Origin of the sequence: Chryseobacterium shigense (assembly GCF_014207845.1) — a bacterium.
Lineage (GTDB): Bacteria > Bacteroidota > Bacteroidia > Flavobacteriales > Weeksellaceae > Chryseobacterium > Chryseobacterium shigense_A.
On record NZ_JACHLC010000001.1, the window covers coordinates 2,006,846 to 2,032,995 of the forward strand.

At 38.0% G+C, this 26,150-nt stretch carries 28 protein-coding genes, 1 pseudogene and 1 riboswitch; of the genes and pseudogenes, 3 read left to right on the forward strand and 26 right to left on the reverse strand.

The window, feature by feature from the left end:
• Positions 1-161 precede the first annotated feature (161 nt).
• The 17 genes from HNP36_RS09265 to namA all read right to left on the reverse strand — a co-directional run bounded on the left by HNP36_RS09265 (position 162) and on the right by namA (position 15,624).
• Complete coding sequence (locus HNP36_RS09265) at positions 162-548, reverse strand: hypothetical protein (RefSeq protein ID WP_184158195.1); 387 nt, start codon at positions 546-548, stop codon at positions 162-164.
• Positions 529-1,089: a LemA family protein gene (locus HNP36_RS09270; protein ID WP_184158193.1), complete on the reverse strand. Its 561-nt coding sequence runs from the start codon at positions 1,087-1,089 to the stop codon at positions 529-531. The genes HNP36_RS09265 and HNP36_RS09270 overlap by 20 nt, the downstream gene beginning before the upstream one ends.
• Positions 1,089-1,853 carry a hypothetical protein gene (locus HNP36_RS09275; RefSeq protein ID WP_184429258.1) on the reverse strand — a complete coding sequence of 255 codons (765 nt, stop codon included), beginning with the start codon at positions 1,851-1,853 and terminating at the stop codon, positions 1,089-1,091. The genes HNP36_RS09270 and HNP36_RS09275 overlap by 1 nt, the downstream gene beginning before the upstream one ends.
• Positions 1,854-2,050: 197 nt before the next feature.
• Positions 2,051-2,833, reverse strand: coding sequence for a hypothetical protein (locus tag HNP36_RS09280; protein WP_184158189.1), 783 nt, complete (start codon positions 2,831-2,833; stop codon positions 2,051-2,053).
• Between the two features lie 56 nt (positions 2,834-2,889).
• Positions 2,890-3,243: a hypothetical protein gene (locus tag HNP36_RS09285; protein WP_184158187.1), complete on the reverse strand. Its 354-nt coding sequence runs from the start codon at positions 3,241-3,243 to the stop codon at positions 2,890-2,892.
• 15 nt (positions 3,244-3,258) lie between these two features.
• Entirely contained in the window at positions 3,259-5,904 is a 2,646-nt protein-coding gene (locus HNP36_RS09290) for an OmpA family protein (RefSeq protein ID WP_184158185.1), read from the reverse strand.
• Between the two features lie 11 nt (positions 5,905-5,915).
• Complete coding sequence (locus HNP36_RS09295) at positions 5,916-6,404, reverse strand: DUF4280 domain-containing protein (protein ID WP_184158183.1); 489 nt, start codon at positions 6,402-6,404, stop codon at positions 5,916-5,918.
• A 2-nt stretch (positions 6,405-6,406) separates the two neighbouring features.
• A complete protein-coding gene (locus HNP36_RS09300) occupies positions 6,407-7,453 on the reverse strand; it encodes a hypothetical protein (RefSeq protein ID WP_184158181.1) in 1,047 nt (348 codons plus the stop codon).
• A 13-nt stretch (positions 7,454-7,466) separates the two neighbouring features.
• On the reverse strand, positions 7,467-8,510 hold the full coding sequence (locus HNP36_RS09305) for a hypothetical protein (RefSeq protein WP_184158179.1): 1,044 nt from the start codon (positions 8,508-8,510) through the stop codon (positions 7,467-7,469).
• Positions 8,511-8,607: 97 nt separating this feature from the next.
• Positions 8,608-9,555 carry a DUF2931 family protein gene (locus HNP36_RS09310; RefSeq protein WP_262889251.1) on the reverse strand — a complete coding sequence of 316 codons (948 nt, stop codon included), beginning with the start codon at positions 9,553-9,555 and terminating at the stop codon, positions 8,608-8,610.
• 89 nt (positions 9,556-9,644) lie between these two features.
• On the reverse strand, positions 9,645-9,926 hold the full coding sequence (locus HNP36_RS09315; RefSeq protein WP_184158175.1) for a hypothetical protein: 282 nt from the start codon (positions 9,924-9,926) through the stop codon (positions 9,645-9,647).
• Positions 9,923-11,389, reverse strand: coding sequence for a phospholipase effector Tle1 domain-containing protein (locus HNP36_RS09320; RefSeq protein ID WP_184158173.1), 1,467 nt, complete (start codon positions 11,387-11,389; stop codon positions 9,923-9,925). Before HNP36_RS09320 ends, HNP36_RS09315 begins: the two co-directional genes overlap by 4 nt.
• A 31-nt stretch (positions 11,390-11,420) precedes the next feature.
• Positions 11,421-11,591: a hypothetical protein gene (locus tag HNP36_RS09325; RefSeq protein ID WP_184158171.1), complete on the reverse strand. Its 171-nt coding sequence runs from the start codon at positions 11,589-11,591 to the stop codon at positions 11,421-11,423.
• Between the two features lies 1 nt (position 11,592).
• Positions 11,593-13,524, reverse strand: coding sequence for a type VI secretion system Vgr family protein (locus tag HNP36_RS09330; RefSeq protein WP_184158169.1), 1,932 nt, complete (start codon positions 13,522-13,524; stop codon positions 11,593-11,595).
• Positions 13,525-13,682: 158 nt separating this feature from the next.
• Positions 13,683-14,087 carry a type VI secretion system tube protein TssD gene (gene tssD / locus HNP36_RS09335; RefSeq protein WP_184158167.1) on the reverse strand — a complete coding sequence of 135 codons (405 nt, stop codon included), beginning with the start codon at positions 14,085-14,087 and terminating at the stop codon, positions 13,683-13,685.
• Positions 14,088-14,269: 182 nt separating this feature from the next.
• Positions 14,270-14,563, reverse strand: coding sequence for a DUF2752 domain-containing protein (locus HNP36_RS09340; protein ID WP_184158166.1), 294 nt, complete (start codon positions 14,561-14,563; stop codon positions 14,270-14,272).
• A gap of 8 nt (positions 14,564-14,571) precedes the next feature.
• Positions 14,572-15,624 (reverse strand): NADPH dehydrogenase NamA, encoded by a 1,053-nt coding sequence (namA, locus tag HNP36_RS09345; RefSeq protein WP_184158164.1) that lies wholly within the window; start codon positions 15,622-15,624, stop codon positions 14,572-14,574.
• 103 nt (positions 15,625-15,727) lie between these two features.
• Here namA and cdd point away from each other — a divergent pair, with 103 nt between their 5' ends.
• The 3 genes from cdd to HNP36_RS09360 all read left to right on the forward strand — a co-directional run bounded on the left by cdd (position 15,728) and on the right by HNP36_RS09360 (position 19,462).
• The gene (gene cdd, locus HNP36_RS09350) at positions 15,728-16,210 is read left to right on the forward strand and encodes a cytidine deaminase (protein WP_184158162.1); all 483 of its coding nucleotides are present in this window, start codon (positions 15,728-15,730) and stop codon (positions 16,208-16,210) included.
• A 146-nt stretch (positions 16,211-16,356) separates the two neighbouring features.
• A riboswitch (cobalamin riboswitch) is annotated at positions 16,357-16,533 on the forward strand.
• A 30-nt stretch (positions 16,534-16,563) separates the two neighbouring features.
• The gene (locus tag HNP36_RS09355; RefSeq protein WP_184158160.1) at positions 16,564-18,405 is read left to right on the forward strand and encodes a TonB-dependent receptor plug domain-containing protein; all 1,842 of its coding nucleotides are present in this window, start codon (positions 16,564-16,566) and stop codon (positions 18,403-18,405) included.
• Positions 18,406-18,418: 13 nt separating this feature from the next.
• Positions 18,419-19,462 carry a hypothetical protein gene (locus tag HNP36_RS09360; RefSeq protein WP_184158158.1) on the forward strand — a complete coding sequence of 348 codons (1,044 nt, stop codon included), beginning with the start codon at positions 18,419-18,421 and terminating at the stop codon, positions 19,460-19,462.
• Positions 19,463-19,629: 167 nt separating this feature from the next.
• On the opposite strand, the gene HNP36_RS09365 is transcribed toward HNP36_RS09360, so the two are convergent.
• The 9 genes and pseudogenes from HNP36_RS09365 to gldC all read right to left on the reverse strand — a co-directional run bounded on the left by HNP36_RS09365 (position 19,630) and on the right by gldC (position 26,047).
• A complete protein-coding gene (locus HNP36_RS09365; protein WP_184158157.1) occupies positions 19,630-21,051 on the reverse strand; it encodes a CCA tRNA nucleotidyltransferase in 1,422 nt (473 codons plus the stop codon).
• 44 nt (positions 21,052-21,095) lie between these two features.
• Positions 21,096-21,440 carry a nuclear transport factor 2 family protein gene (locus HNP36_RS09370; protein ID WP_184158156.1) on the reverse strand — a complete coding sequence of 115 codons (345 nt, stop codon included), beginning with the start codon at positions 21,438-21,440 and terminating at the stop codon, positions 21,096-21,098.
• Between the two features lie 106 nt (positions 21,441-21,546).
• Positions 21,547-22,095: an L-threonylcarbamoyladenylate synthase gene (locus tag HNP36_RS09375; RefSeq protein ID WP_184158155.1), complete on the reverse strand. Its 549-nt coding sequence runs from the start codon at positions 22,093-22,095 to the stop codon at positions 21,547-21,549.
• Between the two features lie 300 nt (positions 22,096-22,395).
• Entirely contained in the window at positions 22,396-22,821 is a 426-nt protein-coding gene (gene tnpA / locus HNP36_RS09380) for an IS200/IS605 family transposase (RefSeq protein ID WP_184162154.1), read from the reverse strand.
• A gap of 138 nt (positions 22,822-22,959) precedes the next feature.
• Positions 22,960-23,466: a DinB family protein gene (locus HNP36_RS09385; RefSeq protein WP_184158154.1), complete on the reverse strand. Its 507-nt coding sequence runs from the start codon at positions 23,464-23,466 to the stop codon at positions 22,960-22,962.
• Positions 23,467-23,550: 84 nt separating this feature from the next.
• Positions 23,551-24,003, reverse strand: coding sequence for a GNAT family N-acetyltransferase (locus HNP36_RS09390; RefSeq protein ID WP_184158153.1), 453 nt, complete (start codon positions 24,001-24,003; stop codon positions 23,551-23,553).
• Between the two features lie 5 nt (positions 24,004-24,008).
• Positions 24,009-24,491, reverse strand: a complete 483-nt coding sequence (locus HNP36_RS09395) for a nuclear transport factor 2 family protein (RefSeq protein ID WP_184158151.1) — start codon at positions 24,489-24,491, stop codon at positions 24,009-24,011.
• A gap of 19 nt (positions 24,492-24,510) precedes the next feature.
• A pseudogene (locus HNP36_RS09400) lies at positions 24,511-25,653 on the reverse strand (cystathionine gamma-synthase); the annotation flags it as partial.
• Between the two features lie 67 nt (positions 25,654-25,720).
• Positions 25,721-26,047, reverse strand: a complete 327-nt coding sequence (gldC, locus tag HNP36_RS09405) for a gliding motility protein GldC (RefSeq protein WP_184158149.1) — start codon at positions 26,045-26,047, stop codon at positions 25,721-25,723.
• Positions 26,048-26,150: the final 103 nt, after the last annotated feature.

A 26,150-nucleotide genomic window follows, 5' to 3' on the forward strand; every position in this document is an offset into this window, starting at 1 on the left:
AATCAAAAATATAGCCGGTTCAATTTCGTTGAGCCGGTTTTTTATTTTTTAATGCAAAGTTTCATTCTTATCATGTTTGATTTTAGGGAGGACAAAGCGTAAGACCAGCTAGACTGATCTTATGAAGCGGGAGCTAAATGCTGAAAATATTAATTATTGTGTTACCTGCCGGAATTGTCTTTTTCTTTAATAATTTTAGACCAGTCTTTAAACATTTTGGTGATGGTATTGGCGTTCATCAGGCTGAAAAAGAACATGCCTGTAAAAACTGTGAGCCAGCAGTAAGTCAGTTTTACGATATCCTTATCGGTTATAAAGAAGAGAACAAAAACAGTAAGGAGGCCCAGCACAAATGTAAACATCAGAGTATACAGCAATACATTGATTACATACATATTGAATGTAAGCTTTCTGAAAACCCAGCCTATGAATGTCACAGGAACCAGCAGAAGCAAGGGCAGGAACAAGGCTGCAAATATTATGAGTTCCGGTTTGTCTGCGATCTCATGTCCGAGCCCGAAAAATATATCAGAACTGAACACCTTCATAATGTTTTTCGGAGTTTGTAACTTCCAGTAAGGTTTTGTCTTTGTAACCTGTCATTTTCGCCAATATGACGTTGGGAAATTCATGGATGCCGATATTGTAAAGATTTACACTGTCATTGAAAAATTCTCTCCTGTCTGAAATTTTATTTTCCAGTTCGGAAATTCTTTTCTGGAGTTCCAGAAAGTTATTATTGGATTTCAGTTCGGGATAGTTTTCGGAAACGGCAAAGAATGATGATAAAGCTCTGGACGTTTCATTCGCCAGCTCTGTTTTCTTCTCCGGATCGGTGGTATGGTTATAAGAGGACCTCAGCTCTGTGAGCCTGGTAAGAATTTCTTTTTCGTAATTCAGAAAATGTCCGGCAATACTTACAAGGTTCGGAATTTCGTCTGCCCGTTGCTTCAGAACAACATCAATGTTCCCGTAAGCTTTTTCCACATTAAATTTAAGCATCACCAGCTTGTTGTATACATTGATGAGAAAGCTGATAACAGCCACTGCTAAAAGTACGAGTAATATAATGGCAACAGTTTGGTTCATTATTGTAAAAGTATGTAAATAATTATTAAAAGGATTACGGAACAGGTAAATAAGAATGATCTCAGCAGCGGCTGATAGGTATTCCATACTGTAATTCCGGAGGCGGAGGTAATTCCCAGAACTTTATAACGATCATCTTTCCTGATGAAAGGAACTCCGTCTTTAACATCTGCATACCCTACGAGCAGCATTTTCTGACCATCTTTTAAAAGGGTTTCTTTGTATCTTTTGCTTCCGTTGCTGCTGATATTGGTTTCTCCCAAAAGAATAAATTCAATTCCATCCGGCTGTACTTCTATAATTCCGGTGTCGTCTTTTATACTGAAAATAGCACACCGGGTTTCTTTATGAACTGTTCTGTAGGATTCCCTGTTATCATCATCTCTTTCAATATCTTCAATGGTGTAGTAATATCCGATGCACAGTTCATGGTCTACGGGAGAGATCAGCGGGTCTTTCATGATCAATGTTCCTTCCAGCTCAACAAGTCCTTTGGCAATTGACTGGATTTTAGAGGTGGGAAGTGAAGCCTGCAGTCTTAAAAAACGTTTGGAGGCAGTAGGCCTGAGTGCATTAAGGAAAATAAAAACGAAAATCAGGACCGGGAAAAAGATGAGCGCGTGGCCTGCATAATCATCATAGTTTTTGTAGATATGATCCAGATATCCGTGAAACGGCATTTTTTCTTTAAAAATCCGCCACAGAATAAAATAGAGAAAACAAAATACAACAATTCCAATGACTGCATACCCTGTTTTCGACATTTTCCTTTTATTCTCCATTTAATTGTTGAGTATTGATGTCTTTTAAATCCAAAAATACTTTTTATTCGTCAGATTATTGGATGTTCAAATATAAAATTACTGATCTGTATTTACGGTTAGTGCCTGAAAAGGAGAACAGATTGACAACCAGCACAAGCCACCCAAAAAAGTCATGATTTTTCCTGATATAAAGTCAACTATCTAATTATATTGTATTTACCTGCTCTTTTATGGATGAAAAGCGGCAGGGAAAATTCTTCGTTGGTTTCTTTGTTGGTATAGTGAATGATCGGCCTGCCTTCTGAATCTGCTAAAGTGCATACTTTACCGTCACCAAAAAATTTCACTTCTGTAGAAGCGGGAAAGTCATCCAGGATAAATTTACCTCCTGAGAGTTCTCCAAACAGTTTGGACAGTTCCAGCCTGTTGTCAACAGCTCCGAGGTACATTGATGTATCAATTTCATCAAATCTGTCTTTCATTTCAGTGTGGATGCTTTCTATATCCTTTTCTTTAAACAGGCCATGAATGAATCTGAAATATTTTTCGATATCATGTGTATTTGCTGTATCAGCACTGAATGAATCTGAGACTTTCCATCCGGCTATCCGGTAGTTTACATCAGCTTTAAAATCGTTGGTTAGATTGATAACCGGTAATTTATTTTCAGAAAAATCCAATCTTTCATATTTGAATGCTTCGACGGTGTTTTCATAATTTTCTGTGGAAGCATCATAGCTGAATACTTTAATGGTGATGAACCCGTCCGGCCTCAGGGAATCTTCTCCTTTCAACGGCAGGACATTTATTCTGATCTTCTGTGAACCCGGCTCCAGCATAAAATGATTGATGGGCATATGTGATGCTACAGCTCCTCCCACATGATGGGTAAAAGCAGGCATATCATTAATGAAAATATCAAAATTACATATGGAGGAATTAAAATCCACCAGGTAATAAGGTTCCTGAAATTGAGTCATTTTTACTGTATTTTATTGGCTTGGGAAATCATCACTAAGTAAGTAATCTGTCCTGTTTATTTAAGCTTTATATACTTATTTTCCATTCCTTCGAATGTGATGGTAAGAGTATCGTTCTTTACGGCGTACTTGCCTTCAGCCTTTTCGTGGGTTTCTTTATCTACTGTAATTATTTTACCATCCTGTGCTTCATAGGTAGATTCTACAGTATTCTGCATCTTCCCTTCTCCTGAATGCTGGAGAAATTTTCCGTCTTTTGTAAATTCCAGGATAATTTTTTCTATCGGGCCTCCGGTTTTTGAATCTTTAAGGGAACCGTCCCATTTGCCGATGAGCCTGTCGTCTCCCTGTTTCTGGGAATTACAGCTCATTGCTAAAAAACATCCTAAAATAATTAACAACTGTTTCATTTTATTTTTCTTTTATTAAATATAATGTTTCTCAAATTTAATTTCATCCGGCATTACCAGCCTGGATTCCCCTTCATAGGTCAGGGTTCTTTTAAAGATACCTAATTTCACTGTTCCAACGGCTACAAATGTGGCTTTAACACCTGCAAATTCTGCTACCGGGGATGCATAAATTCCGTTTTTATCTGCACCCACTTTTACTCCGCCTGTTACAGAGGTTGTTACGTCTGCTTTTACCTCGCCTTCAAAAGCCAGATATCCTACTCCTCCTTTCGCCCACGCTTTAAATTCGGCCACAACCTGTATTTTTCCGGTTGCTTTTACTTCTCCGGAGGTTTCTTTAGGATAGGAAGTATTGATACTTACCTTACCGTCTATGTATATACCGCCGCTTATGCTAATAAGGAAATGCATTCCGGCCTCTTTTCCAAGCTTATCCAGAATCCATGAGATGATACTTCCGGCACCGGGACAGATGGCGTCTCCTCCATACTTCACGAATATTTTCCAGAGATCTACTTCAATTTTGGCTTCTACCAAAGGTTTTGCAGAAACTCCAATGACTACCATAGTGGTAAGATCCAGCGCTGTTTTCGGGGCTCTTTCCAGGTACCACTGTGCTGAAAAAGCAATTTTAGGTGATTCTATTACGAATCTGGCTTTTCCCTTGGAAAGCGGAGAATTTGAAACTCTTTCGGTCATACTTTTCATTTTATTGAAAAGTGTCAGGGTTTTCCTGATTTTGCCATCCCATTTGTGTCCCAGTTCCAAAGTCTGGGGCGCACTTGATCTGCCCTGAGTGATTCTGTTCCATTCTGCTTTTAATGAAAGCGCGAATGACTGTTCCATTTCCCCGTAATTTTTGGACCATCCGCGGTCAAGCTCGGCACCGATTACTTTTTTCTGGCCTTCTTTAATATCGTAAGGGTGTAATTTGTTTCCGAAACTGTAAGCAAACGGCTGATCGTGGTTCCATTTGAATTCAACCGTCCATTTGATGTCCGGGAACACCTTTACCTGTACAACGGCATTATTTTTATTGGAAAACCATCTGCAGGAGTTAACAAAAACATTATAAATGGTAGCGGAACTGCCCATTTCCAACGCATTGAATGTAGGCCAGATATAATTTAAAGGGGCTGCATTGGCCCATGATAACTGTGAATTTACCGGAAATGCCAGTGAACTTGCATTAATTTCATGAGGCTTTGGGTATTCAACGGATTTTACAATGATTTTCTTTTCGTGTTTATCTTTTCCCCTGAAGCAACCTTTGTTGATATGCTGTAAAACATCTATGGTAAGATTGATATCAGAACTCGGCGCGAGTGCTTCATAAACAATGGTCTGGGCATCATGTGCCTGGAATGTGAATGAAATATCTACCCTTCTATTATTTTCGTAGTCTTTTTCATTCTTATACCTGATGTTATCTTTTCCCATTTTGTCATCGGAAGGATCAACTTCTCCTTTTCCGGTGGAAATGATTCTGGAAAGATCCAGCCCTCCGTCTCCGAAGAATTTTTTTACAACATCTGCCCTTCTCTGGGAAAGTCCTTTGTTGTAGTTCTGTTTTCCTATAACACAGGCATAACCGCTCAGATTAATGGTAGAGCCTTTATGTTCCAAAAGAAACTTCAGGATATTATTCAGGACTTCTTCTCCGTCTTTATCTATAACAGTTGAATCAAATTTATAATAGATTGTCCTGTTAATTTTTTCCTGTGGGGCAGTTTTGGCTTTCAGTCCTTTACCATTATCAAATGCGATAACTGTTGTATCGCTTGCTTTCCCGTCTTTCACTACATGCTCTGTGAGCTTAATCATTTCGAACTTGCAGGGCTCATAACGGGCTGTGCTTAGATCGGGTTTGTAAACTTTGGTAGGGGTCTGGTTTTTACTGACATTGGCATTGGTAGTAACTACCTTATTCTTTACATTGAGGTAAATGGCATGAAGTTCATCACCCAGATTGTCTTTAATATATTTTTTGGAGCCGGGATCTTTTACTTTGATATAAAATTCCTCTACATTCTGGATGTTATCCACATAGGCCATCCATGCGTAGGTGTTTTCTATTTTTAAGTTGACTTCCCCATCTATTACCTGTACATTGGTGTATACATGAACCAGCTTATCCGCTTTTGCCAGCTGCTGATTCCAAAGTTCTACAATTACGGTATTTCCGTTCAGTCCTTCTGTTGTAAGGTTAAGATAAACAATGTGTCCGTAAGAGATATAATTGTTCTTATTCTGGTTTTTAATACTGGTTTTGCTTCCTCTTTGTGTGGTCCATTTACTGGTAACAATTTTAGGTTCGCACCAGCCTTTTACATACAGGCCTGTATTGTTTTTGGTGTCTCTTTTACCGGAAAAGCTAGCCTCAATGTAAAACTGATAGCTTCCGCAGAACCGTTTGTCAATACTGAATTTATAACCGGTAGATGACGGAACCTGATAAATAATGATTTTCCTGTCGTTGGTCTGCCTCATCCAGATAACAGGTTTCTTTTTATCTTCAGCAGTGGTATCCGGCAGCCATTCACCAATCTGGAAGGTTACGTCCTGATTAGGCACAATAGTAACCCTTTGCCCGGGAACGGACATTTTCGGATAATAATTACCATGAGTAATCTTTATTTTTTTAACACCTTTTGCCATTTCTTTATCATTTAGATTGCGCTGTCCTGCCCTCCATAATCAGGCTGCTCATTATACATTTCTTCAGAATCTACCAGCGGATTGATCTGTTGTTGCACATCCTGATCGGCATTTTTGAAATTTTGCGGGCTGCCTTCTGTTCTCTGCCCGTGGTCTATGATCTCAATACATGGAGTTCCGGCAATGGCACAGACTGCCTTACTGTTTTCGAGAATAATATATCCGGTATTGGTAAGCTGTACTTTTTCATAATAATCTTTCCATTCTGTAACCATAATTTTGCAGGGCGGCGGCGGGCTTCCCATTTTTGTACAGTTCCCGAAGGTATTCTTTTCAAATGTAGCTCCTCCTATTTCTTTCGTTGTGACGATCAGTTTTTTGGAAGCATTTTTATCATTAGCGTATTCTTTCTGGTGTGAGAGCACTTTGAGTTTGTCCGGCACCTGGCCGAACTGGCATTTGCACATAGCGCCCTGTACTACAATATGTTTTTCTGCCATGGCTAAAATTCTTTATTTGAAATTACTAATCTGGTTAAATATTCATTCCCGAATTCCAGACGGACAAAAGAGGAATTCATCTTAAAGGTAACTACCGTTAATGCCCTGGATGAGTTTTCATCGGTATCAACTGTGGTTTGATAAAGCTGTGCATTGTATCTTGCAAACTTCTGCTTGCATTCGGAAGGTGAACTGTCGTTGAATACCAACCCGTACGGTAATCCTGAAACGCTGTTGTTCCCATAATACTGAATAGCATAGTATTCTGCACCGCCATTCATATTGGCGTAGATCATATTGAAGTCATCAAAATCCCAGTTGGAATATTGTCCGTCCTTACAATCTTTGCACTCCAATTGAGCAGGATCTGTCTGTAACAGTTTTGTAAAAGTATCTGATGTGGCAGGTAACGAAATAAACTGTTTTTTACTGAATAAATTCTGTAATTTTTTTGATATTTCTTTCTTCTGGGCAGCTTTTGCTTCAAACGTGGCAATGTTAGCTGCAGCCTGGGCTGCCGTTTCAGCGGCATCGGTTGCTGAGATTTCTGCATTTTCTGCGGCACTTGCTGCTTCCGACGGTTCATAGGCCAGAAGGAATTCTTTGATCTCTTTTTCCAGTTTACCGGTAGATTTGGTGAGTTTTGTATCCACTTCTTTTTTAGACCAGCTGTCCGGAATTATTTTTTCAAGGAAAACAGTGACTTTGGTATTGTTGGAAGACACTTTTTTCATATTGACATTCCAGATTGCCTGCTGAATGAATTGTTTCGGTTTGCCTCCGCTTTTTACGGCTAAAGCCAGATAGGGATTTTTATTATCTGCATCATCATTTAGATTATAGAGATCAACGGTAGTTGAGAAATCACTATCGGATGCAGCGGCGGCTTTTGCTTCATCTTTTGTAAAATCATTCTGGAAATAAAAGATGGAATTCTGTAAAGTCTCAATATCTTTCGGGATGTTAAATTCTATTTTTTGCCCAAAATACAGACTAAAGCTGAATATAAAGGCCAGTATGGAAAGTTTATGATTTAATTTGGTTTTCATTTCGTTACGTTTTTTATGAGTCTGCCAATCCGGCAATCATTACTGATATTTTCTTTTTCTTTTCAAGTTGTATATCGCATTCCAGATATAATGATTCTGAAAGTAAGGTTTCCCCGTTCAGGTAGTATGATATTCTGAAATTGCCTTCATGATTCATCACAGGATGATCTTCAATAATCATTGAGAAAGGTGCTTTATTCATAAAATCATAAACTGATCTTTCGTCATTCAGTGTTCCTTCTCCTTCTATATGTACCAGGTTATATTCATCCTTCAGGGGATCTATTTCCAGTTTTATTTCATATTTCGGCTCTACGGGATTATTAACAATCGGGAAGCTTACTTCTGTTCCTGTCCGGAAATCCTGTCCGAAACTCTGATACATTCCAAAGAATAATGTCCTGATGAAATAGTCATTTTTTAAATAAAGGTTCATTGCATCGGGCTCTTCTATTATTCTTTCGATCTTCAGGCAATACTCATCTACAGTTTCACCATCAAATTCTTTATATACTTCTTCTTTTACGGAAGACCACCTTTCTTTAAACACGGAAAGGTTTTCCACATCATTGAATTTTCCTTTCTCATCTACGCTTATCTGCAGCGGATATAAGACTTTAGATGTTTTATAAGCCAGCAGGTCTGCTATTTCATTTACTTCTTCTTCATTCAGGTACAGATTTGAAATTCTGTCTATTTCAAAAAAATGGAGCCTGTTCTCTGTTTTCAGCCAGCGGACTGAGGTTTCATATTTCAGTTCGTTTTTCCTGTCATTATTTTCAATGGTAACAATCACTCCGTACTTCATGAATAAATTACCAGGCTGAAAGACCAGACTGTTTGCCCTTCCAAACTTTACCAGCCTATTTTTATCTGTTACCGCTGTTCTGGGAAGAAAGAGCTCTTTCTGTCCTGTAAGCTCAATCAGGATCATGTCCTTTACATTGCAGTGGTTATTATGGAATAACTTTAGCGCACCGGCATCCAGATTATATAATGAGCTTATACTTTTTAAGCTTTCTCCTTTCTGAACAGTATGTATGTTATATTTCTGCATAAAAATAATCCGGTATCCGCATTTTCTGTCAGCACTTTTTATTTAATGTTCTGTATATGAAACAACTTCGTGAAGCAGTACGGCATTGATTACAATCTTATTTTCTTAATTTCCAGATATTCTCCGGATCTATCTTTTGCATCGGAAATTCTTTATCATCCTGTTTGATTATGAGTTTTTTATTGGTCAGGTCTCCATTCATGCGGAGTACAATTTCCAGGGGCTTTTTTTCATCTATCTGTTTAAATAATGAAAAAATCTCATCTTCATCAAAATACTTTACTTCAAAAACTGTCTGCCCGCCATTTTTATCTGCAAACACATAAGACAGCAAACGCGGAATTGCCCTTTCCTTAAATGGATTTGCCGCAAGGGTTTCATTAAATAATGTTTCTTCTTCCCCATTATACATTTCCATATTTATATTCCGGGCAGTATGATCGGGAATTTCTATTCTTGTTCTCCAGTTATATTTTTTACGGTAGGTATCCCAAATTCCTGACTGGATTCCTTTATTTTTCATATTCTCATAGGCTTCGGGAACAGATTTGCTCATATCGAAATACTCTTCCTGAGAAATACCTGGATTTCCGGGAACATATTCTTCCATGGAAACATGGGTTTCTTTAGCCTGATATCTTCCTATTTCCACCTGCTGATCGTTTCCGTACATCCAGACTACAGCAACTCCACCCGGGGCCAGCCCCACCACAACGGATGTATAGCCTTCTTTTTTATTCGTATTCGGGTTCACTGTCCCTTCTTTAAACAGTTTTTTCATTTTGTCTGCCGGCAGATCCCAGCTTCCTTTATAGAACTTATTTTCCAGGAAAGATGCCCATGTTACCTCCAGTTTTACGGGCACAGCCTTCATATCTTCTCCCTGAACATGCCTTGAACCGCTGTATCCCCAGCCTGTATGGGAAACTCCGGAACAGGGAATATATACTTTGCTGCCATCTTCAAGATGCAGATAACCCTGATATATATTCATTGGGTACAAAAGGGGGGAGCTTTCCGTGGGAAGCCATTCGTATTTTTCCATTTTATTTTGACATGAGATTAATGAACTTATAAAAATTAAAAAATAAATTAAACCTGTTTTTATGTTCATCTCTTTTCTTTTTGATTTTCTTAATTAAAATATGTCCTGTGCGGCAGTATAAAATACAGCAGAGCCATGAATACCAATATACACAGATTGGCAAGGAACTTTGTATTGTTTTTCTTATAAAGCCAGAAAAACCCTTCCAGGAAAACATATACTGCTACGGCAAAAAATACATACAATGGGATCTCATCCAGATCATAGGTCTGGCCTTTGAATCCACTCTCTGCATACATGAAATAAAATCCAAGATATGGAACGAGCAGGATAATACATCTTATAATGATATGTTTAACAAGGTTTTTCATGAGTTCGGAGCCATTCTTCTTGATCTGATTACCTGTAAGTTTGCCGTGTCAAGCCTGAAATTAGGCCTGTAACCAATAGCACCGAATTTTGAGTTCCAGTGCAGGTATCTGTTTCTCAGATATATTAATAAATTATGATCTTCCACAATCTGATTGAATTTCTGAGCGGTTATTTTTTTAGCCGCCAGCTGTTTCCGCAGATCTTCAATTTGCCTGTTGGTATAGTAGGTCATGGAAGGAGCTGCTCCATTTACATAATCATCCAGTCTTTTTTTAAGTTTGGTTAAATCCAAAGGGTAGTATTTATCTTCTGATCCGTTAGGAATTTTATATGCTTTTCTTATATTTTCCACATCAATGGTGTCGCTGTAGTTTTTATTGGTCATTTCGCTCATAATATGCAAAGGGATAAAACTGTACCTGTTGCTTATTTTTGCCCTGTTTATAAAGGTTTCATGCCAGGAATTGGGACCTGTAACTTCGCTGCGTTTAAACCATCCCTGTTCTATAAGGTTATTCAAATCATTATTCAGAATGGTATCATACTGCTCATCGCTCAATCCGTCTCTCCAGGTATTATCAAAGTCCATAATCTGTTTATTTTCTGACATATTATGGGTATAGCAGCCTCCGACATCTGAATGTACTCCCGGCAGGAAATAATCTGTCCCGCCTGCAAGCCTTACCCTGGTCAGCATAAAATTCTCTCTGTGTTCATCCGATGCGGCCAGGTGGATAATTTTCTGTGCTTTGAGGGTATTCAGATGCAGCTCTGTAACATCATTGGTAAAATCCGGGCTGATTGTGGATTCCTTAGCGTTAGGATCATAAGAGGAAACGGTATCATATATTCCTAAAAATCTTATTTTAATTGCTTCATATTTTATACCGCCGCCTTCCAGAAGACTGCCAAGCAATCCGTTTTTCGGTTTCGTCTGGGTAACTTCAAACGTAAAATGCCTCGCTGCCGCGGCTCCCCTGCTGAACCCGTAAACATCAAATGTAATGATGTTTATTTCAAAATTTCCTTTTAATGTTTTGATTACATCAAGCGCTTCGGTGCAGCCTTTTTCCACTTTAGCCCTGATTCCTGTGGAACCGGAACCGTAAGCCACACCTTTATGATCCAGCTTTTTATCTTTATCTCCCAGGGAATTTTCGGTCCCGATACCTTCAATATAGATTTTTCCTACAGATTTGCTTTTGTTTTCTTTGTACCAGTATTCCTTTCTTGCCACATTGGAAAGGTCGTTGGTATAGCTGTCATCTTCTTTATTAGAATATTTGTTGTAAGCTTCCCTTTGCTCCGGAGTGGGTTTATGCCCGGGTTCATTTCCTCCGGCCTGTGTATTATTCCTGTTGTTTTGTGTACCATCGAAAAAGATACCTATACGAATATCTATCTGCCCTTTCGGGGGCGATGACGGTGAATAATCTGAAAAAACTATATTTTCCTCTGACATTGATTATTTTTTTAAACAAACGGTTCTACAATTATTTATTCCCTTCGGACATTATTTTTTTATTGCTTGCCAGAACAAGGTTGTTCCTTTGTGCTTCAACATTCAGTTTCTGGGCAATTTTTTCAACTTTTTTACCAACATTCAGCTGATAAGAGTCTGCCACTTTTATCTGTATATTCTTAGCTGTTTTAATGATGGCCATATCAGAAAAGTTTTGATTTTTCAGCACTGTTGAACTCCACAATCTTACCGCTCTGCATCGTCATATTTTCCAGCTCGCTGAACATGGATATTTCTCCGGCTATTTCATTGGATGTTTCGGATTGTCTTTTGAATTCTTTTTCTACCATTTCCGTTCTGGTATCCGATGTTTCGCGGATATCTCCGGCAGCTGTCTGAACGATATCTTTTCCTGCCGTGGAAATAATACTGTCATTGGCAGAACTGTTGATTCCTTCTCCGGCACTGATTGATATTTCTTTTCCGGCGGTCATGCTGATATTATCTCCGGCATTCACTGTGAAATTCTTTGGTGCTGTCAGGCTTATGTTTCCGGCTCCGTCCATAAAGTAGATATTTCCGCTTGGATCCATAATCTTTACACTTCCTTCTTCATCATTCATTAAAATTCTGATCCCGCTTCTGGTCTGGATAGATTTCAGATGGTTATTGATTCCTCCGCCTAAAGCTATCCCTCCATGGAACATTCCTCCCATAACGAAAGGTCTGTCCGGATGGCTGTGAACAAAGTTAACCATAACCTGATCTCCGACTTCGGGGATTGCAACATATCCTCTGTTTTGTGTGATCTGATCTGTTCCTCCCGCATCCGGGCTCATCATCCTGATAAAGTGGGTTGTATCGCTTGTCTGCCAGTCAAACTGCACCTGTATCCTTCCCTGTCCTTCCGGATCTTCATTGGATATTACCACGGCGGTTTGCGGTTCGGCTTTGGGAATTTTGTATTCCGGTCTTGGAAGAAATCCTGTATCTGCGGCTATTCCTGTAAAGCTTCCTTTATAATGTCCTATTGTATCGATCTCATGTTCAGCTTCTGTGATCATGATTCTTGTAAAATAGGAGGTTTCATTAGAGTCCTGTTTTCTCATCTGAACATCAGCGATACATCCCGGATGAAGGAATGGAACCGTTGTATTTCCTGAAATAGAAAAAACATTCACCGCTCCGCTTCCTGAAGCACTTTTCTGTGAATATTCCACATCAAGGTGTGTGGTTGCTTTAATCGGAGCTATCTGAAGTGCAGGGGTTTTGTAAATATTATTGTTATGATCGTAAGCTGTTTTTGCGAGATCACTGACGTGCTGAATGGGAGTAACACCTGAAGTAAGCTTCTCATTTTTGTTACTGTTGTAGCCATAGAACTGAGGTTTTGTATGTATAGCTTTCAGTTCAACTTTGATATCATTGGCACTGCTTCCGTAGGTCAGGATGATAGGTTTGTTCTGAGGCGGCAGTTTTCCGAAATGCAGCACTTCACCGTCATAAAAGAACTGTTCCCCATATGCTTCGGCCATTCTTGCCAGGTAATTGTAGTGTGTTTCGTCGTATTGGCTGCTATAAATGATCTGTGAAAAATTATTGGCATCGATCCTGATATCAAAGCGGCCTTTATCAATTCCCTGCTTGATAACTTCTTCTGCAATAATTCCTATATTGACCGGCTGCCCTCCTCCGAAACTCTGAACATGGGAGGCTCCATCCAAAAGAATAGTAGGACTGCTTCCTGTAAGCACAATATTCCCCAGGCTCATTTTTTCCTGGCTGAAGGCTACCCCGGTAATGATTCCTACAAAGGTTCTTTCCGGGCTGTTATCTATATCTTTATAGGAAATAACTGCGGTGAGACGTTTTCCGAGGAATTTATTGGCTTCTTCCAGGGAATGGGTCTGGCGGTCGCCCAAGCTGTCATGTGCCAGGGTAAGTGTAAATTCATGATGACGCTGGGTGCTCTGCTTAAGTTTAAAGTGCTTATAAAATTTGATAATTTTTCCCTCTATAACTAAGGAAAGCTTTACGAGACGATTGATCCCGGTATGATGATTTTCGGATACCCCGTCTGCATTCTGTGCCGGGCGAAAACTCGTTCCTTTTGATTTTTCAGGTGTACTAGACATATTTTATAAAGTGATTTGTGTTAAAATGTGTATATTATTCATACAAGCGGGAATTTTTGAGAATAAACAAAGATTCCTTACCAGCAAATAGCATTCACAACAGGTAAAAAAAGACCGTCTTGAGGGACAGTCTCTTTGTATTTTGTACTATTCCGGATCTAGCTTAACGGCCAGAATCCGTCATATAATGAATTCCCATAACTGATGCTTTCCGCACTTATTACAAAGCTTACCAGCATATTATTACTGTCGATAGCATCAAAATCCACTTCATGCTGAATTACATATCCGTTCTCCCATTTCAGGGTAATCAGGGTTCCTTCTTCGTGAGATTTATTGAATGTAATTTCACCGCTTGTAGGTTTGTATTTGCTGTTCAATAAACTTTCAAGAATATCAGATTTTTCAGTTGCCTCAACGGTTATTTTTATCAAAGCATTTGAAGGGTCTGATGCCACACGTCCTGAAACATCTGTAGATCTCGATACGCTGTAATTAAGCTTCAACAGCTTTTGTCCTTCTCCTCCATTGAATTTTAAGATTCCTCTTGAATTTCCTGCCATATTCTTATATTTTCATCATTAAAGGTTATACAATTTATAAAGTTATTCTAACAAAGATAGACTTCATGCTCTAATTTAAAAAGTTTTTACCAAACAGATTTATATTTTGTAGTAATTCTACGACTTTTTTTCTACCTACTTCTATTAAGCATTAAAAAAATACAGTACTTACATTGATTTTATCAATGAGAATGGATATAAAAGTGTTTATAATAATAGGATGTGATCATGATGATGAGATTTACCACAACCATGATCATAAGGATTTTGCCATACTTCCTTTTTCTGTCTGTAAAGCTCAGCCCTAAGATAAAAAGAAACAGAAGCAATGTATAAACTGCCGGATACAATTGAAAAGCCTCTGAAAACTTCCCTTCAAATACCAGCAGAATTGCCCTCTGGGCACCACACCCCAGGCATTCTATTCCCAGAAACTTCTTGCTGGGACAGGTAAGCATAAAGTCTTCAATATCCATTCCCTGTATTATGATGAAATTTTTGCTCTTGTGTACTGGTGGGGAAAGAAGCAGTCTTCTTTCGTTTCAAATGATCCTTGAACGGCAATATATGGATTTCTCAGGATCTCCCGTGCAATAAATATGAGATCTGCATCTCCTTTTTGCAGAATATCTTCAGCCTGTTCCGCTTTTGTAATGAGTCCCACCGCGCCGGTTTTTACGTTTGCCTGTTTCTTGATCTGAGATGAAAAAGGAACCTGATAGCCATCAAATACAGCTATTTTAGCCCCATGAATATTTCCTCCGCTTGAAACATCTATCAAATCTACAGAATGTTCTTTCAAGATTTTGGAAAGTTCTGCGCTGTCGTTGATATTCCATCCGTTTTCAGCATATTCGGTACCGGAAATTCTTACAAAAAGAGCGGTATTTTCGTCAAGCTCTTCATTAACGGCATCTACAATTTCAATAAGGAAGCGGATTCTGTTTTCAAAACTCCCGCCATATTCGTCTGTCCTGATATTGGAAAGCGGTGATAAAAACTGGTGGATCAGGTATCCATGTGCTCCATGAATTTCTATGACATCAAAACCGGCTTTTACAGCCCTTTTTGCCGCGTTTTTAAAATTCTGAACCTGTTCTTTAATTTCAGTAACAGTTAAAACATGCGGAATCCTTTCAGCAGGATGATATGGAATGGCGCTTGGCGCTACCGTTTCCCAGCCTTCTTCAAGAGAAATCTGCAGATTATTCCAGGTAGAACCTTTTCTTCCTGCATGGGCAAGCTGTATCCCGATTTTACTTTCTGAACGGGAATGAACAAATTCAACAATTTTCTGCAGCTCTTCTGCCTGCTGATCGTTCCAGATTCCCATACAGTGGTTGGTAATCCTCCCCCGTGGTTCCACACCCGTAGCTTCAACCACGATAAGTCCTGTTCCGCCCTGGGATCTGCTTCCGTAATGTACGAAATGGAAATCGTTTGCAAGTCCGTTTTCGCATGAATACATACACATGGGAGACATTACCCATCTGTTTTTCAGCTCTATATTCCTGAATTGTATTGGTGTATATAACATTATTATCTTTTTGAATTTCAATTTAATGGATGAATAAAAAAAACGTTGTCCAACTGGTGAAAAAGGAGTAATTTTAGCCCCCATTTTTTAGTCTGACTAATATATGAAAAAAGACATACAGATCGGTTACGAGCACTTTAAAAACAGCAGTGAACTGAACGAAATAGAAAAAAAACTGTTCGAAAGAGCCAAAGAGGCCCGTGAAAATGCCTATGCTCCTTACTCGAATTTCCTTGTAGGATGTGCTGTCCTGCTGGAAAACGGTGAAATTTATTCCGGGAACAACCAGGAAAACGCGGCTTATCCGTCAGGGCTTTGCGCAGAAAGAACCACTCTTTTCTGGGTAGCAGCCAATTTTCCTGATGTAAAGGTGAAAAAGATCTTTGTTGTGGGAGGCCCAAAAGAATTCCATGAAAAAAATCCTCCTATCCCACCATGCGGAGCCTGCAGGCAAAGTTTAATAGAATATGAAACCAAGCAGCATGAAAACATCGATCTTTATTTTTCAAGCATGAATGATGAAGTGGTAAAGGTGCATTCTATTAAGGATCTGCTGCCGTTTTATTTTGATTCATCATTTTTGTAGGATGAAGTTTTGTCAATAGTGAATTTTGCTTTGCAAGTGAACATCCGGATTTGAAAAAGTCGTTTTATATTTCTCTTCAAAGCAAAATTGATCATTCATAATTCACAATTGACTTTTACCTTTTTTGTGGGATACATTTAAAAAGTTATCTTTGCAAAAATTTTGGTTTCCAGCATTTTGGAAATAATAGGGAATTGGGTGAAACGCCCAAACTGTCCCCGCAACTGTAGATCGCATTAAAAATTTCTGTAAAAAGTCACTGTTTACACGGGAAGGCACAGAAAGCGAAAGTCAGGAGACCTGCCAGAATTATAACTAAAAACGTATTACTTTCGGAGGAAAAGTAAAATAGTATGGATATAAAAAGGTCTTTATTACTGCTTTGTACATCTTACGGCAGCTTTCTTTTCGGACAGGAGAAAGCCATTGATACTATTTATATTTTCGACAGCCAGATGAGTAAAGTGAAACTTTTTCATCCGGTACGTACTCTTACTCCAAAAGATGTAGAAAAAAATTCAACTAATCTTTCTGAACTTTTACGTTTCCAATCTTCTATTTATGTTAAGGAAAACGGTCGTGGAGCTGTTTCTTCACCGTCATTCCGGGGAACTACTGCCCAGCAGACCGCTTTTGTATGGAATGGAATCAATATCAATTCCAGTTTTCTGGGACAGGGAGATGTGAATAATATTCCCCTTTTCGGATATGATCAGATTGATGTAAAAGCCGGTGGAGGAAGTGTGGTTTATGGAAGTGGTGCCATTGGAGGAAGTATTCATTTAAATAATATTCTGGATTTCAACAGAGGATTTAAAGCTTCTGTTTATTCGGAAGCGGCTTCTTTTGATACTTATAATAATTTTGTCCAGGCTTCTTTCAGCAATGATAAATTGAGTGTGAAAGTTTCCGGAAGTTATGTAACGAGCCAGAATGATTATAAAGTTCCTGAATTCGTTGTGGGAAATACGGGATTCAGTAATATCAACGGAAAGTATTATAATACTTCTGCAAATATCGGAGTATCCTATAAAATTGCTGATCATCAGACTATTTCATGGCAGAACCAAATGTTTGATGCCTCACAGCATTACCCTATTTTTGAGCAGAACGGCAATAAGACAAAATATAATGCACAGACTGTAAGAAGCCTGATTGCATGGGATATCAATAAAAGTAATCTTTCCAACAGCTTAAAAGCAGCTTATACGGAAGATAATTTCCAGTATTTCTCAGATCTTAACCAGCCTAAAACAAGCGGTGCGGAGGGAAAGAATTATATTTTCAAAAATGATTTCAACTACTTCATTTCCCCAAAAATAAACATCAATGCAATCGGTGAATTTCAGGTGAATAAAGGCAAAGGCTATCAGTCCGGAATTGGTTCTATCAGCAGAAATGTGGGTTCCTTATCCGGTTTGGTAAGATATTTTGCAACGAAAGATCTCCGTTTTGAAGGAGGAATCAAAAAGGATTTTGTAGAAGGTATTTCTTCTCCGCTTCTGTATTCTTTTTCAGGAAAATGGGATGCTTTACAATGGTATCATTTAGGGATTAATTTTTCAAGGAACTTCAGATTTCCTTCTTTTAATGATCTTTACTGGCAACCGGGAGGAAACCTGGATTTAAAGTCTGAAACTTCTACGAATGTTGACATGAATAATGAGTTCAGCTTCGGGGATTTTAAAGTGACTTTAAGTCCTTATTATATGGACATCAGGAATCTTATTAACTGGCTTCCGACGTCTTATGGATATTGGGCTCCCTTCAATACATCCCGGGTTGAATCTTACGGTCTGGAATCCCAGGTTACCTGGAATAAAAATTTCGGAAAACATGCTTTGAAAGTGGATGGAGGCTATACTTATTCGAAATCAATAAATAAAGAATCCCAAATGCAGATGATGTATGTTCCGGTTCATAAAGCTGTCGGAAATATAGAATATGGATATTCTTTCTTTAAGCTGTATGCTCAGGGATTATTTAACGGTCTTACCTATACTACTAGTGATGAGCAAAGATCAACAGCAATTGACCCTTATTTTATTTTAAATGCAGGAGTTTCTGCCACACTTTTCAAAAAATATACTTTAGGATTTAAAGTAAATAATATAACCAACACTGTTTACCAGACGGTATCTTATTATCCGATGCCGAAGAGAAATTACAGTGTTTATGCAGCCATTAATTTTTAAACTTAAAAATATTATGAAACTGAACAGATTTCTACATTTTCTTTTTGCTTTTGCACTTCTTTCGGGCATTGTGTCCTGTAACAGTGACAGTAATGATGAGCAGGAAATATTCTACGGCAACGGTTTTCTGATTGCCAATGAAGGTACTTTCGGGAAACCGGAAGCAGACGTAACGTTTGTAAGTGCAGACCTGAACCTTAAACAGGATAACGTTTTCGCCCTTAACAACGGTGGTGCCAAATTGGGTGACGTTTTACAGATGGTTGCTTTCAACGGTGAAAATGCTTATCTGCTATTGAATAACTCGAATAAAATCCAAATCGTAAACCGTTATAATTTCAAAGCAAACGGCGAAATTACAGCCGAACTTAATACTCCACGTTATATGGCTTTTGCCAACAATAATATTTATGTAACAAATGATAAATATTTAGGGGATAAGTTTGTGAGTATTTACAGGGTTTCAGACCGTTCTTTCATCAAAAAAATCTCTTTTACGGATGCTGCTGAAAGGATTGTGGAGGCAGGAAACAATATTTTCGTACAGAATGCTTCATTCGGTTATGGAAATAAAATTTCTTACATCAATACTTCTACTAATGATGTTCAGTCCACCATTACATTACCGGCCGGAAATATCAACAAGATCATTTCAAACAATCAAAATGTATATGCTATTGCAGCGGGAACTGCAGATTCTTATATCTACCAGATTTCAAGCACAGGCAGCATCACAAAAACAACTACTTTAACAGGTATTTCGAATGCTACCAATCTCGAAATTTCAAACGGTAAATATTATTTCACTTCAGGGAAAAAAGTATACGGTATGGATATGAGCGCCACAACAGTGCCTGCATCACCTTTGTTTACTGTTGCGAACGGTGTGGATGATTTTTCTCCTCTATACGGATTCAGCGTAATCAATGACAAGATTTTCACTTCGGATTCAAACGGATTCACACAGGCCAGTAAAATTGTAGTATACAGCACTTCAGGTTCTGTAATCAGATCATTTACTGCAGGTATCGGTTCAAATTCCGTTTATGCTAACTAAGAAATTTAATACTCCGGTATTATAATATAATTTTTTATTTTTTTTCATCATTTGTGTTTTTTTCCGGCTGCTTCTACGAAGCAGCCGGATTTTATTTCGGGGATTATTAAAAACGGGCTACGGCGGGACTTTGTCCCGCCGTAGCCCGTTTTTTTTATATTGTAAGTTTAGCTATATTTCAGCCCCAGTTTCTCAGCTTCGGCAATAACAAACTTTTCAGCTTCTTCTTTTTCGTTGGGAATCTCACCTTCCAGGATTGCTTCTTTCACTTTTTCTTTCAGAATTCCGATCTCTTTTCCAGGCTTAAGATTAAACATCTGCATAATCTCTTCTCCTGTGATCGGTGGCTGAAAGTTACGTACCTGATCTTTTTCTTCCACTTCTTTGATCTTCACTGCTACGTATTCGAAATTCTTTTTAAACCGTTCCTGTTTTCTGGAATTTTTGGTTGTAATATCTGCTTTACACAGGGTAAACAGGTCTTCCAGATCTTCACCTGCATCAAATAAAAGTCTTCTCAGTGCAGAATCTGAAGCGTCATCTGTAATCAGAGCAATGGGACGGGATGACAGTTTTACCATTTTCTGTACGTATTTCATATCGCTTCCCAGCGGCTGTTTCAATCTCTGGAAAAGGGTCTTTACCATTTTTGAGCCTAAGAATTCATGGCCATGGAAAGTCCATCCGGTTCCTTCAACAAATTTTTTGGTAGGAGCTTTTCCTATATCATGCAATAATGCTGACCAACGAAGCCACAAATTATCTGTATTTTCAGAAATATTGTCTACTACCTCCAATGTATGGTAGAAATTGTCTTTATGGGTCTGTCCTTCTACTTCTTCTATTCCCTTCAGTTCTATGAGTTCGGGAATAACCAGCTTTAAAAGTCCTGTTTCTTCCATTAATCCCAATCCTACGGAAGGTTTTTTGGACATCATGATCTTATTGAATTCAACCATGATTCTTTCCATAGAAACAATTTTGATTCTTTCTGCTTCCTGCTTTATAGCGTTCAGGGACTTTTCCTCAATTGTAAAGTTTAATGTTGAAGCAAAACGAACGGCTCTCATCATCCTCAAAGGATCATCAGAATAGGTTTGAGCGGGTTCCAGCGGAGTTCTTAAAATTTCTTTTTCCAGATCTTCAACTCCATTAAAGGGATCTACCAGCTCTCCGAAATTGGCTTTATTCAAAGAAATTGCCATCGCATTGATGGTAAAATCTCTTCTTTTCTGATCATCTTCCAGCGTTCCGCCTTCCACTTCCGGCTTGCGGCTGTTCTCGGTATAGCTTTCTTTTCTGGCTCCTACAAATTCCAGCTCAAGATCTCTGTATTTAATCATGGCAGTTCCGTATGTTTTGAAGACAGAAACTTTTAATTTAGGGTCAATATCCTTTGCAACAGTCTGCGCAAGCTCGATACCGCTTTGTTCTGTTACAAAATCAATATCCGTAGACGCTGTTCTTTTCATCAGAAGGTCACGGACATAACCGCCGACAATATATACCGACTGGTTGTTTTTTTCCGCAGCTTCAGCAATGATCTTGAAAAGCTTTAAATTTTTATTCTGGGCAAGATTAATTTTCATCTTTAATAAATAGGTCGTCCTTTTCTAGCAATGCATCTTTTCCATTAATCATAATGGGCATACATTTTATTAATTTTTCCTTCTTCATCAAAAAACATAACTTCCACAGCATGTTTATCCATAATAGATTTGTAAAAAAGTGCCACCGAATTTACTCCTCCTGTAGATTTTATCAGCTCAAAATGCAGGTCCGGAAATTTGTCCAGTGCTTTTTTCCAATATTCACGGACGGCATTCTTTCCTTTTAATGTACTTTCTTTTCCTCCCGTAGCTATTACGATCATGGGTGTTGTAATTTCAATATCTTCTGTATAATGAGAAAGTATATCTTCAAGGTCATGGGAATTCCAGGCACGGATCCATTCTTCAGCAAACTTTTGGTGGTTCATGGCATGTCTTTTATCAGTTGAAGAATGCAAAGATAGAAATTAAAAAAAAGAAATCCTGCCGGTATACACTGACAAGATTTTAAATTGAAGGAATTGTTGCAGAATTTTACTCTCGAAGCACCTTAATCCTGTTGTCGTTCCATATTTTTATTACTGAAGAACCTGAATATTTTGAAATCTTTTCCCTGTCTTCTTCTACCGCATAATCTACCAGCTTAATGATTTCCGCTGAAATGTCAGAAAACTTCAACGGACTTTTATCACCACTGAAATTGGCAGAAGTTGAAACAAGAGGTTTATTCAGTTTTGTAATCAGTTTTCTGCAGAAATCTGTTTTTATCAGTCTGATTCCTATGCTTCCGTCTTCAGCAAGAAGTTCTTTTGGAAGTCCGCGGGGATTTTCATAAACAATAGTTACCGGCTTTTCACTAAGATCAATAATTTCCCAGGCCATTTCCGGCACATCCACAAGTTCCTGAAGCCTCTTTTCAGACTCTACAAGAATAATCATGGATTTGTTTTTTTCCCTTTTCTTGATGTCAAATATTTTATTGACAGCTTCTATATTGGTAGCATCACAACCAATTCCCCAGATAGTGTCTGTAGGGTAAAGAATTGTTCCACCGGATTTTAATATTTCAATAATGTTTTCCATAATTTTCCAGGGCCTAAAACCTGCGTATAAAGGTAAAGAAACAACGAGATTCGGCCAAAAATATGAGGATAAATGTTCTGTTTAGATTATTAGATTTTGGCTAAAGCCCTATTAGAATTGATTTATTAAAAAAACGGGCTAAAGCCCGTTCCTATTGAATGATATACCGTTTAAATCTTTAAACCATGTTTTAGTATTTCAATCCTGACAGATGTCTTACCGAAAAAACCAACATATTCAATAGAAATGGGCTTTAGCCCATTAACAAAAAACATAAATTATCAAGGCTTCAGCCAAAATTTATTTAAAATTATTCTTTTCAAGAAATTCCTGATATTCTTCTGTAAAACTTTTTCTCTGATGATGTTTCTCTTGATTCTTAATATACTCTCTTACAGCTTCAACCTTCGACTCAGAAACGGACACAGCAAAATATTCGTCCTGCCATGAAAATTTATCTGCTGTAAGTTGATTTTTATTAATCCAATAAGAAGATTCACCTTTCAGAAGTTGAACTATCTTTTCTATATTTTGACCGGATCCTAAAGAAATCAGGCAATGACAATGATCAGAATAACCATTCACCATATCTAAAAATATTTCTTTTTTTGAAGCATTCTCTTTAATATGCCTCCATACTTTTATTCTTAAATCAAATGTATTCAAGTGAGGTATCCGGTTTTTTGTTGAAAAAACAAGATGAATATAAATTTTGATAAATGACATTTGTGTTGTTTTAACCAAAAATAATATTTTTTATTTAAGTTTTGGCTAAAGCCGGATTTAAATGGTTTTCATTAAAAAAACGGGCTAAAGCCCGTTCCTATTGAATTATGTATATCATTTAAATTTTTAATCTAGGTTTTATTTCAATCCCGGCAGATATCTTTCTTCAATAATATTTACATGATGGTAATTGTGTCCTACGATCAATTTTCCGATTGTCTCTGCTGCCAATTCATTTCCATTGGCAACTCCTATGCTCTTGAGAGCAGATGGTTCAAGGCTTTCAATAAGAATTTGGGAAGATTTTCTGACAAGTTTATATTCTTCCAGTAGAGATTCCAGGGATCTTTTATCTGCAAAAGAACTGGCGGCATAACCTTCTTCATCAAAGCCAGGCAATTCAGCTTTTTCGCCTCTTGCAAAAGCCAGAATCCTATATTGAAATACTCTTTCGGTATCTGATAAATGGAGTAAAAGTTCTTTCAGCGTCCATTTTCCTTCGGCATAAGCAAAAAGAGACTGTTCTTCTGTAAGGTTTGAATACAGTTTTACCGTTTTCTCACCTGAAATTTTTAATTCTTCGATCCAGTTTTCAGAAGGAATCTGGTCTAAATATCTTTGTACGTATTTTTGAAAATCTGACATATTTTTTTAACTATAAATGATGAGTAATAAGCAATGGGTGATCATTAACTAATATCGTAAAATTTACTATCGACCATTCCCATTTTAATTCTCTCTGTTCGTCCATTCATAAAAGTTCACAGCATCATAAAGCTCGAAGCCGCATGCGGGATATAACCGGTTCCCTACATCATTGCTTTTTCCTGTTTCCAGAAGGACTCCGCAGGCGTTTGATGATCTGCAAAGTTGTTTTGCTTCATCAATCAGTTCTTTGGAATAGCCTTTTCCTCTGTGGTTTTCATTTACATAAAGATCGTTCAGCAGCCAGTAACGCTGCATTCTTGTGGAGGAAAATATAGGATAAAGTTGAACAAATCCCGTAAGTTCACCATCTTTTTCTGAAACAAATATTTCGGAATCTTTATTGTTAATTCTTTCCTGTAGAAAGTTTCCAGCAGAAGAAATATCTGATTCTTTGTGATAAAAAATTCTGTACTGGTCAAACAGCCCTGCCAACTGATTCAGGTCTTGAATGGTAGCTTTTCTGGTATTTTTCATATTGATTATAAATGATGGTCGTAACTCAGTACTCTTTTCATTTTCCACTGTTTATTCTCCAGAAGCCATAAAATAGTAAATTTTGCACGGCTTCCTTTCACCCATTTTGCATTGGAAAATTCAAAAAATTCATGCTCTCCTTCCTGTACAAAAGCATACAGGGCATTATTGCTGTATAACGGGTAAACTTTCATGCTGTTGGGAACAAGATCTCTTCTTACTTTATTCGGACTTCCGCAGATATTGTTTTTAATGGAAGCAATGAAAGCTGTCTTTCCCTCTGTGATTCCGCCTTTATCATGATAAAATTCCAGATCATCACTGATGACAGTATCATAATGAGAAAGATCGCATTTATTAAATCCTATATCAAATATCAGGCTGTCCAGCTTTTTAGCTGTTTTATACAATTCATCGGTAGTTTTTACCTGAGAATATGCAATCTGGCTGAAAAAGCTTAAGATTAAAAATAACTGAATCCTTCTCATGATGATTGATGTTAAAGGATTAAGAAAATGCTCTCTCAAGATCTGCAATAAGATCTTCCGAGTCTTCAATACCAACGCTTAAACGAACCAAATCGTCTGTAATACCCAGCTCTTCACGTTTATCTGCCGGAATGGAAGCATGTGTCATCAATGCTGGATGATTCGCTAAAGATTCTACTCCTCCCAAAGATTCAGCCAAAGTAAATACTTTTAGTCTTTCCAGAAATTTAACAGCATCTTCTTTTTTACCTGATTTGAATGTGAAGGAAACCATTCCCCCTGATTCTTTCATCTGGGATTTGGCAAGTTCATACTGAGGATGAGATTCTAAACCAGGGTAAATTACTTTATCTACTGCCGGATGGGTTTCAAGATATTTTGCTACAGCGAGTCCGTTATCTGAATGACGCTGCATTCTTATTGCTAAAGTCTTGATTCCTCTTAAAACAAGGTAAGAATCGTGCGGACCTAAAATACCACCGCTTGCAAACTGAATAAAGTGAAGTTTTTCGCCCAACTCTGCATCTTTTGCAATCAAAGCTCCGGCAATTACATCGGAATGTCCGCCTAAATATTTCGTAGCTGAGTGCATTACGATATCTGCTCCAAGGTCAATAGGTCTCTGGATATAAGGTGTTGCAAAAGTATTGTCAACCGCTACAAGGATATCTTTTCCTTTCGCTATTTCAACTACTGCTTTAATATCTACCAACTTCATCAATGGGTTTGTTGGAGTTTCTATCCAGATCAGTTTTGTTTTGTCTGTAATAACATCTGCAATTTTGGAAACATCATCAAAATTCACGAACGTAAATTTAAGCTGATATTTTTCAAAAAGTCTTGTAAACATTCTGTAAGTGCCGCCATAAAGATCGTCTACCGCTACTACCTCATCTCCCGGATTTAATAATTTTAAAACACAGTCGATGGCAGCAAGTCCTGAACCGAAAGCAAGGCCCCTCGCTCCGTTCTCTATGCTCGCCAGAGAATCTTCCAAAGCCTGTCTTGTAGGATTGGCAGCTCTTGAATACTCATACCCGGAATGTACACCCGGACTTTTCTGAGCAAATGTAGAAGTTAAAAATACAGGAACATTTACAGAACCTGTTGCAGACTCGTGGTGCTGCCCTCCGTGAATTACTTTTGTATTAAAATTCATAACATTTTTATTTTTATAAGCCTGTCATAAGCAAATCAAGGCTTTTGAAAGTATTTTGTGACTGATTTGGTTACATTTTTATAGCAGATTTTACCGCAAATTCTTCAGCAATCTGCTCTATCCACTGTGCCACATCTTCTTCTCCGGTTGCTCTCTGGTAAGTATTTCCTAAAGATACCAAAATCTGATGGATAAACATCTTCATCTGATCTACCGGCATTTCTTTCGTCCAAAGATCAATTCTCAGAGCCTCCATTGTCTTGTCGTCCCAAACCGAGATCATTGTAGCTTTTGTTTCTTCTTTTTCCACACCGCCATCCTGGGCATTCCATGTTATACTTTCGGGAATGTGGTTCTCATCCAGCTCTACATCTATTGTAATCTGAGTTTTTCTCATATCAATTTAAAATTTTCCGCAAAGTTACTACTTCTTCGGCTTATCTAAAATTCCTTTGAAACTATCTTCACTGGTAAAAGGGATATTATATTAAAAAAAATAA